The 13673-nt window shown below is 56.5% G+C and carries 13 protein-coding genes; 2 read left to right on the forward strand and 11 right to left on the reverse strand.

Going from position 1 to position 13673, the window contains the following annotated elements; all coding sequences use genetic code 11:
- Positions 1 to 51: 51 nt before the first annotated feature.
- From A6013_RS10655 to A6013_RS10675, 5 genes are read right to left on the reverse strand one after another with little or no spacing between them, the layout of a single operon-like run.
- The gene (locus A6013_RS10655; RefSeq protein ID WP_069733031.1) at positions 52 to 1014 is read right to left on the reverse strand and encodes a spore coat U domain-containing protein; all 963 of its coding nucleotides are present in this window, start codon (positions 1012 to 1014) and stop codon (positions 52 to 54) included.
- Complete coding sequence (locus A6013_RS10660) at positions 1011 to 3395, reverse strand: fimbria/pilus outer membrane usher protein (protein WP_045260326.1); 2385 nt, start codon at positions 3393 to 3395, stop codon at positions 1011 to 1013. The genes A6013_RS10655 and A6013_RS10660 overlap by 4 nt, the downstream gene beginning before the upstream one ends.
- Positions 3371 to 4132, reverse strand: coding sequence for a molecular chaperone (locus tag A6013_RS10665; protein WP_045260435.1), 762 nt, complete (start codon positions 4130 to 4132; stop codon positions 3371 to 3373). Before A6013_RS10665 ends, A6013_RS10660 begins: the two co-directional genes overlap by 25 nt.
- A gap of 17 nt (positions 4133 to 4149) precedes the next feature.
- Positions 4150 to 4698, reverse strand: coding sequence for a spore coat U domain-containing protein (locus A6013_RS10670; protein WP_069733032.1), 549 nt, complete (start codon positions 4696 to 4698; stop codon positions 4150 to 4152).
- Between the two features lie 8 nt (positions 4699 to 4706).
- The gene (locus A6013_RS10675) at positions 4707 to 5279 is read right to left on the reverse strand and encodes a spore coat protein U domain-containing protein (RefSeq protein WP_028013650.1); all 573 of its coding nucleotides are present in this window, start codon (positions 5277 to 5279) and stop codon (positions 4707 to 4709) included.
- Positions 5280 to 5710: 431 nt separating this feature from the next.
- Between A6013_RS10675 and A6013_RS10680 the strand changes: the two genes are divergently transcribed.
- A complete protein-coding gene (locus tag A6013_RS10680; protein ID WP_028013651.1) occupies positions 5711 to 6970 on the forward strand; it encodes a dicarboxylate/amino acid:cation symporter in 1260 nt (419 codons plus the stop codon).
- A 44-nt stretch (positions 6971 to 7014) separates the two neighbouring features.
- On the opposite strand, the gene cheW is transcribed toward A6013_RS10680, so the two are convergent.
- The 6 genes from cheW to flhD all read right to left on the reverse strand — a co-directional run bounded on the left by cheW (position 7015) and on the right by flhD (position 12447).
- Positions 7015 to 7518 (reverse strand): chemotaxis protein CheW, encoded by a 504-nt coding sequence (gene cheW / locus A6013_RS10685; protein ID WP_014884351.1) that lies wholly within the window; start codon positions 7516 to 7518, stop codon positions 7015 to 7017.
- A 19-nt stretch (positions 7519 to 7537) separates the two neighbouring features.
- Positions 7538 to 9574, reverse strand: a complete 2037-nt coding sequence (gene cheA, locus A6013_RS10690) for a chemotaxis protein CheA (protein ID WP_028013652.1) — start codon at positions 9572 to 9574, stop codon at positions 7538 to 7540.
- Positions 9575 to 9578: 4 nt separating this feature from the next.
- Positions 9579 to 10508: a flagellar motor protein MotB gene (gene motB / locus A6013_RS10695; RefSeq protein WP_028013653.1), complete on the reverse strand. Its 930-nt coding sequence runs from the start codon at positions 10506 to 10508 to the stop codon at positions 9579 to 9581.
- Entirely contained in the window at positions 10505 to 11392 is an 888-nt protein-coding gene (motA, locus tag A6013_RS10700; RefSeq protein ID WP_008500417.1) for a flagellar motor stator protein MotA, read from the reverse strand. Before motA ends, motB begins: the two co-directional genes overlap by 4 nt.
- A 123-nt stretch (positions 11393 to 11515) precedes the next feature.
- Positions 11516 to 12094, reverse strand: a complete 579-nt coding sequence (gene flhC, locus A6013_RS10705; protein ID WP_013096051.1) for a flagellar transcriptional regulator FlhC — start codon at positions 12092 to 12094, stop codon at positions 11516 to 11518.
- Positions 12095 to 12096: 2 nt separating this feature from the next.
- Positions 12097 to 12447 carry a flagellar transcriptional regulator FlhD gene (flhD, locus tag A6013_RS10710; RefSeq protein WP_028013654.1) on the reverse strand — a complete coding sequence of 117 codons (351 nt, stop codon included), beginning with the start codon at positions 12445 to 12447 and terminating at the stop codon, positions 12097 to 12099.
- A gap of 795 nt (positions 12448 to 13242) precedes the next feature.
- On the opposite strand from flhD, the gene uspC reads away from it, so the two are divergent.
- Positions 13243 to 13671 carry a universal stress protein UspC gene (gene uspC / locus A6013_RS10715; protein ID WP_063437716.1) on the forward strand — a complete coding sequence of 143 codons (429 nt, stop codon included), beginning with the start codon at positions 13243 to 13245 and terminating at the stop codon, positions 13669 to 13671.
- The last annotated feature ends 2 nt before the right edge of the window (positions 13672 to 13673 follow it).

A 13673-nucleotide genomic window follows, 5' to 3' on the forward strand; every position in this document is an offset into this window, starting at 1 on the left:
ATCGGCACAGGCCACAGGAACTTTACATTTGCGAAAGGGAAAAGCGCGGGGTTAAAACGCGACGTCAACAATCAGCGTATCGGTGTAGGTGCCGGCGGGCGGCGTGGCCTGACTGGTCAGAACTTTGGCGGTGTAGTTATAGGTACGCAGCAGGCCGTCGGCGCTGACCAGCGAGGAGGTCGCGCTGGTCCAGCGTTCGCTGCCGCTGCTGCCCCAGCGGTTAGTCGTGGCTTCTTTATAGATGTCATAACTCAGGGTGTTACTGCCGCTCACCATCCGGCGCACGTTATTCAGCGCGTTGGCACCATTGTTAATCCCGATGGTATAGGTACTGCCTTTGGTACAGGTGACGGCAATCGCCTGCGAGACCGTGGGGAAATTTTGCACCAGCGGCGCACTGCTAAAGTTGACGTCCGGCGTGGTCATGGCGCTGCAGTCGTTGGTGACGTTCATGTTAAGCAGAATGCTGGTCGTTGCGGTTCCCGACTGGGGAGATGTACACAGGCTTCCAAGACCGATGGCGCAGACGTTGTAGTTGATACTGAAGGTCAGCAGCACCTGGTAAGGCCCGGCGGTGACGTTTTGTCCGGCGACGGTGCGAAAATAGAGCGGTATGTTGTACCGTTTTGACCCGAGCAGCCCCAGCAGTGTGTTCCCGCTCCAGGTATAGGCTTTGCTTATCTGCACCTCGCTGCTGCTCGCGCACTGTGATAATCCGCACAGCCGGGTTGGGATCACGTCCGTGATGGCCGCGTTATCCGTACGCTTCATGGTGGCGCGGCTGTTGCCCGATACCGACGCTGCGGTGTAGTTCAGGGTCACCGAGTCGTTGGTCAGCACATTGAGCACAGCATCACACGCCACCACCAGCGTACCGGTGGTTTCCACCTCCCCGTTTCCGCTCAGCGCAAACGACGTGACGCTGCTGAACGACGCATTGACCGTGCTGACGGTACAGGCCGCCCAGCTGCCGCCGGAGAGCAGCAGCAGGAGCAACATCACCCAGCGCTTCATGGCCCCTCCCGGCAGACCAGCGGGCCGTAGGTTTGCAGCCTGTGGTCCGGGTTCGCGCCGATGGTCAGCGTTGCCCTGCAGCGTTTGCCTGTCGGCGTCGTGACGTCGAGCAGATTGACGTCGCTGAGGTTTTCCAGCCAGGCAATCCCGTCATATCCCACCACCGCATTGCTGCGCGAGGCGCGTCGAACCTGACTTCCCACCGGAATGGCCTCCCCCTGCGCGTCGTGCAGGATGACGCTCGCTACCCGCTCCTGTTCCATCGGGAAATCCACCAGATAACCGCTGTGGCGGCGGATCGCCACCCGCCGCTCGGTCTCTTTCAGCCGGGTGTCGGCAGGCAGGTTCAGGGTATTAATACTGTAGCTTGCCGGGTAATAGGCCGAGACGCCGCTCACCAGCAGATACCCGTTGCGGTTGGTTTTACCAACCGGCTGGTTTTCATAGCTGACGGGGACATCCGGCTGGCCATCGGTGCTGATGACCACAAACGCATCGTTGATTTTGTTTGCCGCAAACAGTTCGCCGTCCATCAGCACCAGGGAGCCCATCGCTTCGCTCCACCAGGTCATCATGCCCTTCTCGCCGTACCCGCCCCCCTGCAGCTCGATATTGTTATTGCGCCAGCCCACCGTTCCCTGCTGGTAGTTATTCGATCGCGACTGGTTCGCCCACGCCATATTCCAGCTGAAGCCGCCGTCGGAGGGCATCGAGTGGTTGTAGTTGATGCGCTGCGTGCTGCCTGCATCCGGGGTATTTTCCACGGTGAGCGCCGCGCTGTCGCGTTCGCCCAGCGGCACCTGGAATGACATCGCGACCGTCCAGTCGCCCCGCTGCTGGTCCCGGCTGGCGGCGAGGTAAATGCTGCTGGAGCCCCACAGATTTCGGCTCCAGGAGAGGTTAAGCAGCTCGGTTTTCTGGCTGTCAAAGCTCTCCACGCCGATCCAGGCCGCCCCGATGTTGCCATATTCCCCCAGGTTGAAGGTCAGGGAATATTGATCGGTATTGCGGCTAAAGCTGGCGATGGGGCGGTCATTTTCGTCGTACACCGTCGGCTGGTCATACAGGGCCAGGTTACCAAAGCCGCGATCGCGGCGGGTATGCTGGGTGGCGAGGCTGAACTCGCTGGTGCTGTACTGGTAGCCCCAGTTGATTTGCCCGCCGTCATCTCCGCGCATCCGGCTCTGGCTGTACGAGGTATTCACCACGCCAAAACGCCCCAGCTTGACCACCGTCCCCGCACCGGCGAGCGCCAGTTCCTCCGCGCCTTCGGCGTGCCCCTCCAGCGTCAGCCAGTCCGTCAGGCCGTAGCGATACGATCCGCTCCCCGCCGCCGGGCCGTAGTCAAAATTCTTAATGCCGTAGTTGCGCCGCAGGCTCCCCAGGGTAACGGCCCCATCGCTCAGCCCTTCTTTCAGCAGATCGCTGGTGACGTAAAACGGCAGCGTGGTACTCACCTGGCGCCCCAGCGCATCGGTGGTGACCAGCACCGCATCCCCGGCGCCGTTAATGTAGGGCAGGTTCGTCAGGGTGAACGGCCCGGGCTGCAGCTGCGTGGACCCGGAGCGGTAGCCGTTGATGAAGAGGTCGACCGAGGTCGGCACCGCCGCTTCACCTGAAAATTCCGGCAGCGGCCAGGTCACCAGGTCCGGACGCAGGGAGAAATCACGCCCATAGCTGATCCCGCCCATGCGGACGCTGCTGCTCCAGCTCAGGGCATCGCTGATGACATCCCCGGCGGTCCAGGTGGTGGCGTCCTCCTCGTTGGTCACCAGCAGGGTGGTGTCATAGCGGACATAGCCCTCCTGCTGACCGTCGTTGCCGGTGAAATTTTCGCGGGCGTAGCCGGTGGAGGAGAATGAACCGTTTTCATTGAAGTAGCGGAATTCATGCCAGAGCGAGGCCTGCCCGCCGACGTGCTCGGTATGGTTGGTATAAAAATCGTAATTGAGCAGCGCGCCTCTGCCATAGTGAGGCTTACTCTGCGTCGGCTGGCCGCCAAACGGGGTGACGCGGGAGGTTATCCACTCACGGGGCACGGTCAGCAGCAGACGCTGGGCGGGACTGTCGTACTCCACCCGCACCGCCGGAAGCGTGCTGAGATTGACGTCGCCGTTGGGCACATGTTCAGGCGGAAGCCCGGCGCGCAGCAAATCGGCGCTGGAGATATAGTAAGCGCCGTCGCGTTGCGTCACGGGAACCACCAGCCCGGTGTCGTAGTGGTTCAGTACCAGGGCGAGCTGGAAAACCGCCTCCCCGTTTATCGCCTGCGCTTGCGGCGGCGGCGGTAAGCTGTCATCACCCGGTTCGGCCCAGGTACTGGTACTCACGCAAAGCAGGATCATCATTGCGGGCTTCAGTTGACGGGCGTCGACTGCCATTGTGCATCCCTGGCATTAATCTGCGCGCTGATCTGGCTGGGCTGGCGGATCCCGGCCGGAATCGGCCAGCTGCGGGTGCTGCCCGGCAGCACATAGCCCAGCAGGCCATCCGCAATCATGCGCTTTTGTCCCCCCTGCTCCAGCGCCACCTGGCTGAGCCTGACGTGAACATCGCCCTGATTGCGCACTTCAATGGCAGGCTGGCCCGCCACCTGCGTGACGCGCCAGCTTAGGTTACGGGTATCCACGAGGGCATGATGCGCCCCCTCTTTTATTGTCGGTATCCCCTGTCCGTAAACGAACAGGGGTATGGAATAGCGCATCTGCAGTTTAAGGCCGATGGCGGGGTCGGCCTTCGCGTCCGGCTGGGGAATTTCATCCACGATAATGCGATAGGCTTGTTCAACGCCCATCGGAACGGTACCCTGTTTGATCAGGCGGATCAGCTGTTTACTGCCTTTGCCGATGGTGACGATGGGCGGGCTGGCGACCACGTCCTGCTGGGCGGTATAGCGCTCAAAGCCCCCCTCCTGCTTCCAGCGCACAATGCGCACCTGCATCGTTGTGGCACTGTTTCCCTGATTCTGGATCCACAATTCAGTCGCTTTGCTGTCGGCCGACAGCCACGGATCGATGGGCCATAACAGAATGGTCGCCGCCGCCTGCGCCTGTCCTGCCGCCATGGCGGTCACGCCCAACATACTCACCAGGTACCAATGCCTGAATAGTGGCTTCATCGAATGTTCTCCCTTTTTCACCATGACAAGGTCACGGTGAGCTGATCGGAATAGGTGCCTGCCGGGCTAAATCCCGTCAGCAGCGCTACGCCAAAAAGTGGTAGTGCAATATTGTTGCTGTTGGTGTAGGTCACCGGGATGGCCTGGTTGACCCCAATCTCACTGTTCGCCGCCAGTGAACTGCTGCTGTAAAGCCGGTAGCCCACCACGTCGGTGCCGCCTGAACGCGTCATGCGGCGCACCGAGGCGTAGTTTTGCCCGCCGTTGATGCTCATGCTCAGCGCCACGCCCGGCGTGCAGGCGATGGACAGCGCCCCGTTGGGCACAAAGCTGGTGCTGACCGAGGCACTCTCCACGCCGGTATGGGTTCCAAAATCCAGCGTCCCGAAGATCCCGCCGGTCCCCGTCGTGACAGAACATCCCGGCACGACGGTCGCGCTCACCTTAAACGACTGCGACGTCACAGCGCCGGCCCCGGAAACCAGGGTCAGCCCCAGCGCCAGCGCAAAAAAAGGCTGCACGATCCCCTCTGCGCAAGCGCGCAGACTTAAAAAGGAGGCCTTCATGGCTGGAGCTAGTAGGTGACGCTGACGTTGATCGTGTCGGTATAAGTGCCCGGCACCACCGTGACGCTGTTACCGCCGCCGGTGATGCGCCCGTAAAGGGTGTAGCTGTTGACCCCGCCCGCCGTCGACGCGACCGGCAGCGCCGCGTTGTTGGCGATGACGTTGTTAAATCCGCTGTCGCTGTACAGACTGTAAGCCACGCCCTGCGCCGCATTGGCGGTATTGATCAGATAGCGCGCAGGCGTGCCCGGCGTGCCGACCACGGTACCGGGTGCGGTGGAGTTAGTGTTGCCGGTGATCGCCACCGTATAGCTGGCGGTGGTGCACTGAATGGTGAACGTATTCCCGCCGCTGGCGCCGGTGAGCTGGGTGGTCAGCGTGGAAAACGTGGCGGGATGGGTACCAAAATCGAGTGTCCCGAAGTTAATACCGTTTTGCGTGGGCGATCCGTTAATCAGACACCCGTTTGTGAGGGTCAGCGTCGCACCGATGGTGCCGCTGCTGGTCACGGCCAGCGCAGGATGTACCGTTGTCGCCGCCAGTAACGCGCCAGCGCAGATTAAAAGGCGTTTTCTTTTCATTTTCCACCCTCCGGAAGTCAAACGCGTTCCCTTGCCACATTTTATTTATGCTGTTCAAGATGTTAGCCCCGCTTAAGGTTCCTCTGAGAGGGGTTAATGAGAATTTAGTTTACGGATATCGCTTCCACCACCCGCCCCAAAACGCATAATCCTTGTGTCCTATTGACTTAATATTCTTATAAATAACAATGAGTTAAAATTATTTAAGCCGCATTTTTATTTTTTCAGAAGAGAATATATCCCTTATAGTGTGATCACCATCACAATATATCGTTATGCCACCAACAACAAAATCAATAAAACTTAAAAACTTGTTGTAACCCCCTACGCTTTGCGTCAATTTATGTGCCGAATATTTTCCCGCGCAGTAATAAAAAATTTATATGTATCGGCGCGGGCGACATCTGATAGCGCATAGAGGGTCTTTTTTCGTGGCAAGTGCAAACAAACTTACACTCTTCATCGTGATATTCATGCTGGCGGGTATTCTTTCAGGGGCGGCAATTCACGAGTACGCATCTGCGGATGCCATCAAAGCCTGGTCGGATAATATTACCCTTCTGACCGATATTTTCCTCCGTCTGATCAAAATGGTTATTGCGCCGCTGGTCTTCAGCACGCTGACCGTAGGCATTATGAAGCTGGGAGAAACCTCCACCATAGGCCGGGTGGGCGGCAAAGCGATGGTATGGTTCATCAGTTCATCCGTGCTTTCTATTCTGGTTGGACTGTTTATCGTCACACTGGAGCGTCCGGGAAGCGGCCTGAACCTGACTATTCCAACCGAGGCGGTGGATACCGGTCTGGCCGTGGGCGGGATGACGCTGAAGGCGTTCCTGTCTCACACCATTCCTACCAGCATCGCGGGGGCGATGTCGAACAATGAGATCCTGCAGATAGTGGTGTTCTCGATGTTCTTCGGCATCGGCGGCGCGTCGCTGGGGCAGAAATTCAACGCGCCGCTGGTGGCCGCACTGGATGTGGTTTCCCATATCATGCTGAAGGTAACGGGTTACGTGATGTACGTTGCGCCGCTGGCCATCTTCGCGGCGATCTCCTCCGTCATTGCCACGCAGGGTCTGGGCATCCTGTTGAACTACGCCTCCTTTATTGGCGGCTACTACGTTGCCATTCTTCTCACCTGCATGGTGCTGCTGGCCGTGGGTTACATGGTGCTGAAAAAAGAGGTGTTTCGCCTGGTCAGCATGCTGAAAGATCCGGTGCTGGTCGCATTCACCACCAGCAGTTCTGAAGCGGCCTACCCTAAAACGCTGGAGCAGCTGGAGCGCTTTGGCTGCTCGCGCAATATCGCCTCTTTCGTTCTGCCGATTGGCTACTCCTTCAACCTCGTGGGGTCGATGGTGTACTGCTCGTTCGCCTCGATGTTTATTGCGCAGGCGTACAACATTCACCTGAGCTTCTCTGAGGTGACGGTGCTGATGTTAACCCTGATGCTGGCGTCGAAAGGCATTGCGGGCGTGCCGCGTTCTTCGCTGGTGGTGCTGGCCGCAACGATCCCGAGCTTTAACATTCCGGTGGCGGGGATCCTGCTGCTGATGGGGATCGACCACTTCCTGGATATGGGGCGTTCCGCGATTAACGTGCTGGGGAACGGGATTGCGACGGCGATGCTCTCGCAGAATGAAGGTGCGCGGGAAGCTGAAGCTGAGCTGGTAAAGCAGGAAGCATAATGGCATGAAAAAGCCGGGTGGCGTCAGCGTCACCCGGCTTTGTTTTATGCTACATGATTCGCCGCGATATCCAGCAGCGCCATCTCTTCGCTGTTCAGCAGCTTTTCGATGTTCACCAGAATCAGCATACGCTCGCCGAGCGCCCCCAGGCCGGTCAGGTATTCGGTCGACAGCGTGACCGCAAACTCCGGCGCAGGACGAATCTGGTCAGAGGTCAGGGAAAGCACGTCAGATACGCCATCCACCACGATACCCACCACGCGCTGTCCCAGGTTCAGGACGATCACCACGGTGTTGTCGTTGTAGTCAACGTCGCCCTGGCTGAACTTCACGCGCAGATCCACGATTGGCACAATCACGCCGCGCAGGTTGGTGACGCCTTTAATAAACGCTGGCGTGTTAGCGATGCGGGTAACCTGGTCGTAACCACGAATTTCCTGCACTTTCAGGATATCGATGCCGTACTCCTCATCGCCCAAAGTGAATACCAGGAACTCCTGCCCTGATGGCTCGCCCGCCAGTTTCGTTACATTACTCATACCGGTCATGTTATTACCTTCTACTTAATCAGGCGGCTGTGTACGCCACACGTTGTTCACGATTTAATCCCTGAAGCGCCGACACGTCGACGATCAGCGCCACGCTACCATCCCCCAGAATGGTGGCAGCAGAAATACCCGGCACCTTGCGGTAGTTGCTTTCGAGGTTCTTCACCACCACCTGGTGCTGACCAATCAGCTGATCGACCAGCAGCGCGTAGCGACGGCCCGCGCTTTGCAGGATCACCACGATACCCTGCGTGGCCTCGGTCTTCGCCCCGTCCACTTCGAACACTTTCCACAGCTCAACCAGCGGCAGGTACTCACCGCGCACTTCGAGAACGCGCTCGCCGCCTGCCAGCGGATGCAGATCTTCTTCACGCGGCTGGAGGGATTCCATCACCGCGTTCAGCGGCAGAATGAAGACTTCGTCCGCGACTTTGACCGACATGCCGTCGAGGATCGCCAGCGTCAGCGGGAGCAGGATGCGGATGGTGGTGCCGGAGCCCTGTTTAGACTGGATCTCAACGTGGCCGCCCATCTCCTGAATGTTACGTTTCACCACGTCCATGCCGACGCCGCGTCCGGAAACGTCCGTCACCTGCTCGGCGGTCGAGAAGCCCGGCGCGAAGATCAGCATGCCCACTTCTTCGTCGGTCATGTTTTCATTCACCGCCATCCCCTGTGAAATGGCTTTCGCCAGGATGCGCTCGCGGTTAAGGCCCGCGCCGTCGTCGGTCACTTCGATGCAGATGTTCCCGCCCTGATGTTCCGCAGAGAGGATCAGATTCCCGACCGGAGATTTCCCGGCGGCAATGCGGTTTTCCGGCAGTTCAATACCGTGGTCGAGGCTGTTACGCACCAGGTGCGTTAACGGGTCGATGATGCGCTCGATCAGGCTCTTATCCAGCTCCGTTGAGCTGCCCATCAGGGTCAGTTCAATCTGCTTATTCAGCTTGCTGGCAAGGTCGCGCACCAGGCGCGGGAAGCGGCTGAAGACATATTCCATCGGCATCATGCGGATGGACATCACCGATTCCTGCAGGTCGCGGGCGTTACGCTGCAGCTGGCCCATGCTGGTGATCAGATCGCCGTGCGTGACCGGGTCCAGTTCGTTAGAACGCTGCGCCAGCATGGACTGGGTGATCACCAGTTCGCCAACCAGGTTAATCAGCTGGTCAACCTTCTCAACGGCAACGCGAATGCTGGTGGACTCACTGGAGCGCGCGGCCGGTTTTTCACCACGGCCAGGCGCCGCGGCCTCTTTTGGCACCGCCTTCAGCACCGGGGCCGCTGGGGCCACAGCCGGTGCGGCGGCCTGGGCAACGACGGCAACCTCTTCTTCTGCAGCCGGAGCTGCTACCGCGGCGGCTTCCGTTTCGAAGGCGATCTGGTCGGCTTCAATGACAAAGCACAGCACCGCCACGATATCGTCCTGACTGATACCGTCATCGAGGGTCGCCGCGAGGCTGTCTTTGCCTTTCACTACGTTACTTAATTTCGCCAGGTTACCCAGCTCTTCTTCCAGCAGGTTAACTTCGCTCTCTTTCAGGCGTGACAGCACAACGCGCAGCTTGCCCGCTTGCGCGGCGGCTGGCGCGGCCTCTTCAGCAGCAACCGCATCGACAACGCTCAGCTTTGCCGCAGGGACAACGGCTGCAGCGACCTCACCTTTTGCTTCCAGGGCGAGCTGGCGCAGCGCATTGCAGATGTATTCAAAGCTGGCGGCATCAGGCTCTGCCGAACTTTTATAGGCGTCGAGCTGTTCCTGCATAATATCTTTGGTTTCCAAAAACAGGTTGATAATGTCGGTATTGAGCTGCATCTCACCGCGTCGTGCTTCATCAAGCAGGTTTTCCATTAAATGGGTCGTTTCCTGCAGGATGGTAAATCCAAACGTTCCGGCTCCGCCTTTAATAGAATGCGCCGCGCGGAAGATGGCATTGAGCTGCTCGGAGTCCGGTGCTTCGGGCACCAGATCGAGCAAATGTTGCTCCATATCCGCCAACAGTTCGTCGGCTTCATCAAAGAATGTCTGGTAAAAATCGCTAATATCCATGCTCACGCTATCACCTCGGATTGGCTGGTGGCGATGTTGGAACGGCAGCCGCAGGGACGGCCCCAGGCTGTTTTAAATCGTCCAGTGACTCATTCTGACTTTCGGCGTTTTCGTGCAGGATGGCCTGCTCCGCCTGCTGGTTCAGCACTAAAAGACTGATACGACGGTTGATGGCGTCATCCGGCCCGCGGTCGGAGACCCGCATGGTTGCTGCCATGCCGACCACGCGCAGTACCTTGCCATCATCAAGCCCACCTGCCACCAGCTCGCGACGCGAGGCGTTGGCACGATCGGCAGAAAGCTCCCAGTTGCTGTATCCCTTTTCCCCACTGGCGTACGGGAAGTCATCCGTGTGGCCCGAAAGGCTGATTCGGTTAGGAATGCCGTTCAGCACCGGCGCAATGGCGCGTAAAATATCGCGCATGTACGGCTCAACTTCCGCACTCCCGGTTTTAAACATCGGGCGGTTCTGGCTGTCGATAATCTGAATACGCAGCCCTTCCTGGACCAGATCGATTTTCAGGTGCGGTCGCAGCGCGCGCAGTTTAGGATCCGCTTCAATCAGCTGGTCGAGATCGCCACGCAGTTTTTTCAGACGCGCCTGCTCCATCTTGCGTTTCAGCTCGTCGATGTTCGGCTCTTTTTTCACCTCACCCTTCTGCTGGGTGTAATCATCGCCGCCGCCGGGGATCGGGCTTTCGCTGTTAGAGATACGCGGCCCACCGGTCACCGCCGTCGCCAGCGGGGTACGGAAATATTCGGCAATCTGGATAAGCTCCTTCGGGCTGGAGATAGAGATCAGCCACATCACCAGAAAGAACGCCATCATTGCGGTCATAAAGTCGGCGTACGCGATTTTCCAGGAGCCGTGGGAACCGTGCCCGCCGCCCTTGTGCTTGCGTTTTTTGACAATGACGATCGGATGGGACTGGTTTTTCATGCGTCCTCAGTTGTCGTCTGTTGGTTTGGGTTTTTCACCGCGCGCACGTGTTCTTCAAGCTCGATAAACGACGGACGCTCGCTGGAGTAAAGCGTTTTACGGCCAAATTCAACCGCGATCGGTGGCGCGTAACCGTTGAGGTTAGAGAGCAGCGTGATCTTCACGCACTGCATCATTTTGGTGGTTTCCGCGCTTTTCTGGCGCAGCACGCTTGCCAGCGGAGAGATAAAACCATAAGCCAGCAAAATACCGAGGAAGGTGCCCACCATCGCATGGGCAATCAGCGCGCCCAGTTCAGCCGCCGGACGGTCCGCCGAGGCCAGGGCGTGTACCACCCCCATGACCGCCGCCACGATACCAAACGCCGGAAGGGAGTCGCCCACCAGCGCCAGGCTGTTGGCCGGCACTTCAGATTCGCTCTCGTGGGTTTCGATCTCTTCGTCCATCAGCGCTTCGATTTCGAAGGTATTCATGTTGCCACTGATGATGAGACGCAGGTAATCGACGATGAAATCCAGCATCATGGCGTCCGCCAGAATGCGCGGATAGCTGGCAAAAATTTCGCTCTCTTTCGGGTTTTCGATATCCCGTTCAAGCGAGAACATCCCCTGCTGACGCGACTTCGCCATCAGGCGATAGAGCAGCGCCAGCAGATCCATATACATGCTTTTGGTGTATTTCGAGCGACGGAACAGCAATGGAATTGCCTTCAACGTGCCCTTGATCGATTTACCGTTGTTGCCAACGATAAAAGCCCCTACCCCTGCGCCGCCGATGATAATAAGTTCAGCCGGTTGATAGAGTGCTCCAAGGTGCCCGCCGGTCATCATGTAACCGCCGAAAACTGTACCGAGAACTACCAGGTAACCTAATAAGATAAGCACGACATCATCCTTCCGCTAGTGACTATGGCAAGGACGTCCAGCTCGCAGCGTTTACCGTTTGCGGGGTAAAAAAAAGCAGCGGTAATGACTTACCGCTGCTGGAATCTTGCCCACACGTTCGGGTTAAACAGCTTGTTCGATCTGTTCATCCAGCAGTTGTGGAATAATATCGGCAGCATCCCGGGAAAGTTTACGTCTTTTTACTGCGCGGGACGGCGGCTGACATAAACTACAGGCGAAGCTGCCTGCAGGCTGATGAGCATGGGTAATAAAATTGCCGTCGCAGCAATTGCAGCGCGACAGTTCAAGCATTCCGCTCTCAACAAAACGCACCAGCGTCCATGCGCGGGTCAGCGCCAGCAGAGGGCCTTCTTCCTGCTGTGGGCATTGTTCAAGGTAAAGTTTGTACGCTTTGATCACGGCGTCTACGCCGCTACACAAACCGGTTTTGAGAAGATACTGCCAGGCATTACAGAACATGGAAGCGTGGATGTTCTGCTCCCAGGTCATAAACCAGTCCGTAGAAAACGGCAGCATGCCTTTCGGCGGGGGACTACCGCGTAACTCTTTATACAGTTTGATGAGGCGACCACGGCTCAGCTGAGTCTCGCTTTCCAGCATTTGTAAACGAGCACCCAGCGTAATCAGCTCCATGGCCAGCTGTATGTCACGCGCTTCCTGAACAATGCTTTTTTCGCTCATTGCTAGGCCCTTTTCTTACGGGCTGCGTCATCAGGCTGACTGATGTCGCTAAGCAAGCGAGTGGAGAGCAGGATACCGGTATGGATCTGTTGCAGATCGTCCACGCGGGATTCCTGCGTCAGACGCGTTATCGTCTGCGGATTATCAAAACGGAACTGGCACACCAGTTGATTCGTTTCCGCCAGTTTTACCATCTGCGGGAGGGTTAATCCACCCAGCATGGTTGCCATTTCTTCGTTAATACCCAGACGAAACATCGCGGACGCTTTGTCCTGACTAATTAAACGCTGCGCGAGCAGTAAATATGACAAATTGATGTCATAGATATGTTTTAGCAACTCGGATGTATGCATTGTTCCCATCCCGAATAACCAACTATTATTTTTATGCGGAAAGACCGCACCCCGTGATGTCGCCGGGAAATCACCCGGTATAAAAAAGAAAAGGCTAAATGCATAGTTGAATCTAGGTTTGTATTCATCCAAACGCGTAAGGGATGCAACGCGGTTACATCTCTTACAGGTTTTATCATTTCTTACAAATAACTAAGATTTTTCCTAATTCGACGCAAACTCTACTCGCCAGATTTGACACATACAATGCAGCCACCCTCAAATTTAAAAAAAATGTGATCCACGTCACACAATTTAAGTGAATGTTACCCATAAATCCATCAGTATGACTTCTAATTTGATCATTTTTTAAGCAATCGGCACTGTTTTGTATTCTTAATCGACGAATACTCATGCATAAGCTTGAGAATAAGTGGCACGCAATGTGCTTTTACCCGTGCGTGCAGTATCAGCAATCGTTTACATCACGTATGCGTCAGGGACACATTTTGATTACTTCGATAAAACATAGAGTTATGCATTTCTGGCAAAAAAATTGTTTCATTGCGTGATCATTCGAAATGCGTTTATAACTTTTTAGAACGATTTAATAGTGAAAGCGAGGATTTGTGTGACTTACGTTAAGTTGTTAATTTTTTTCATTTAGGCGCATTTATCAGTTATTCTTCTTATAAGAATAATTAATGAATAATTATGATAAGCTTCACACTAATGTCGTATTCAAGTCTTGCGAAACCAGGAAATTCGCGGTAATGGTGATGAAACGCTGTCTGTTAGACATCTAAGGAGTGCGCCATGAGTTACTCCCATCTTCTTGTTTCTGTTGCCGTTTCCCCCGAAAGCCACCAGCTTGTCGCCCGGGCCGTTTCCATCGCCCGGCCGCATAATGCGCGCATCAGCCTCATTACCCTCGCGGCCGAGCCCGAGATGTACAATCAACTGGCGGCCCCGATGCTGGAAGATATTCGTGAGGTTTTGCAGGAGGAAACGCAGCAGTTTCTGCGAGAGCTTGTCGAAAAAGCAGAGTACCCCATTGATGAAACCGTTATTGCGACGGGGGAACTGAATGCCCATATTCTTAATATGTGCCGCAAGCAGAATATTGATTTAGTGATTTGCGGGAACCATAACCACAGCTTTATATCGAGGGCTACCTGCGCGGCAAAATCTATTATCGCCTCAAGCCAGGTTGACGTGCTGTTAGTCCCGCTTGGGGGGGCTTAACC

The sequence above is a fragment of the Enterobacter sp. IF2SW-B1 genome, assembly GCF_001743375.1.
Classification (GTDB): domain Bacteria; phylum Pseudomonadota; class Gammaproteobacteria; order Enterobacterales; family Enterobacteriaceae; genus Enterobacter; species Enterobacter bugandensis.

Excerpts from the sequence above, each read along its gene's own strand:
- A6013_RS10655 (WP_069733031.1), bottom strand. The coding sequence starts at position 1,014 with ATGAAGCGCTGGGTGATGTTGCTCCTGCTGCTGCTCTCCGGCGGCAGC.
- A6013_RS10660 (WP_045260326.1), bottom strand. The coding sequence starts at position 3,395 with ATGGCAGTCGACGCCCGTCAACTGAAGCCCGCAATGATGATCCTGCTT.
- A6013_RS10665 (WP_045260435.1), bottom strand. The coding sequence starts at position 4,132 with ATGAAGCCACTATTCAGGCATTGGTACCTGGTGAGTATGTTGGGCGTG.
- A6013_RS10670 (WP_069733032.1), bottom strand. The coding sequence starts at position 4,698 with ATGAAGGCCTCCTTTTTAAGTCTGCGCGCTTGCGCAGAGGGGATCGTG.
- A6013_RS10675 (WP_028013650.1), bottom strand. The coding sequence starts at position 5,279 with ATGAAAAGAAAACGCCTTTTAATCTGCGCTGGCGCGTTACTGGCGGCG.
- cheW (WP_014884351.1), bottom strand. The coding sequence starts at position 7,518 with ATGACCGGTATGAGTAATGTAACGAAACTGGCGGGCGAGCCATCAGGG.
- motB (WP_028013653.1), bottom strand. The coding sequence starts at position 10,508 with ATGAAAAACCAGTCCCATCCGATCGTCATTGTCAAAAAACGCAAGCAC.
- flhC (WP_013096051.1), bottom strand. The coding sequence starts at position 12,094 with ATGAGCGAAAAAAGCATTGTTCAGGAAGCGCGTGACATACAGCTGGCC.
- flhD (WP_028013654.1), bottom strand. The coding sequence starts at position 12,447 with ATGCATACATCCGAGTTGCTAAAACATATCTATGACATCAATTTGTCA.
- uspC (WP_063437716.1), top strand. The coding sequence starts at position 13,243 with ATGAGTTACTCCCATCTTCTTGTTTCTGTTGCCGTTTCCCCCGAAAGC.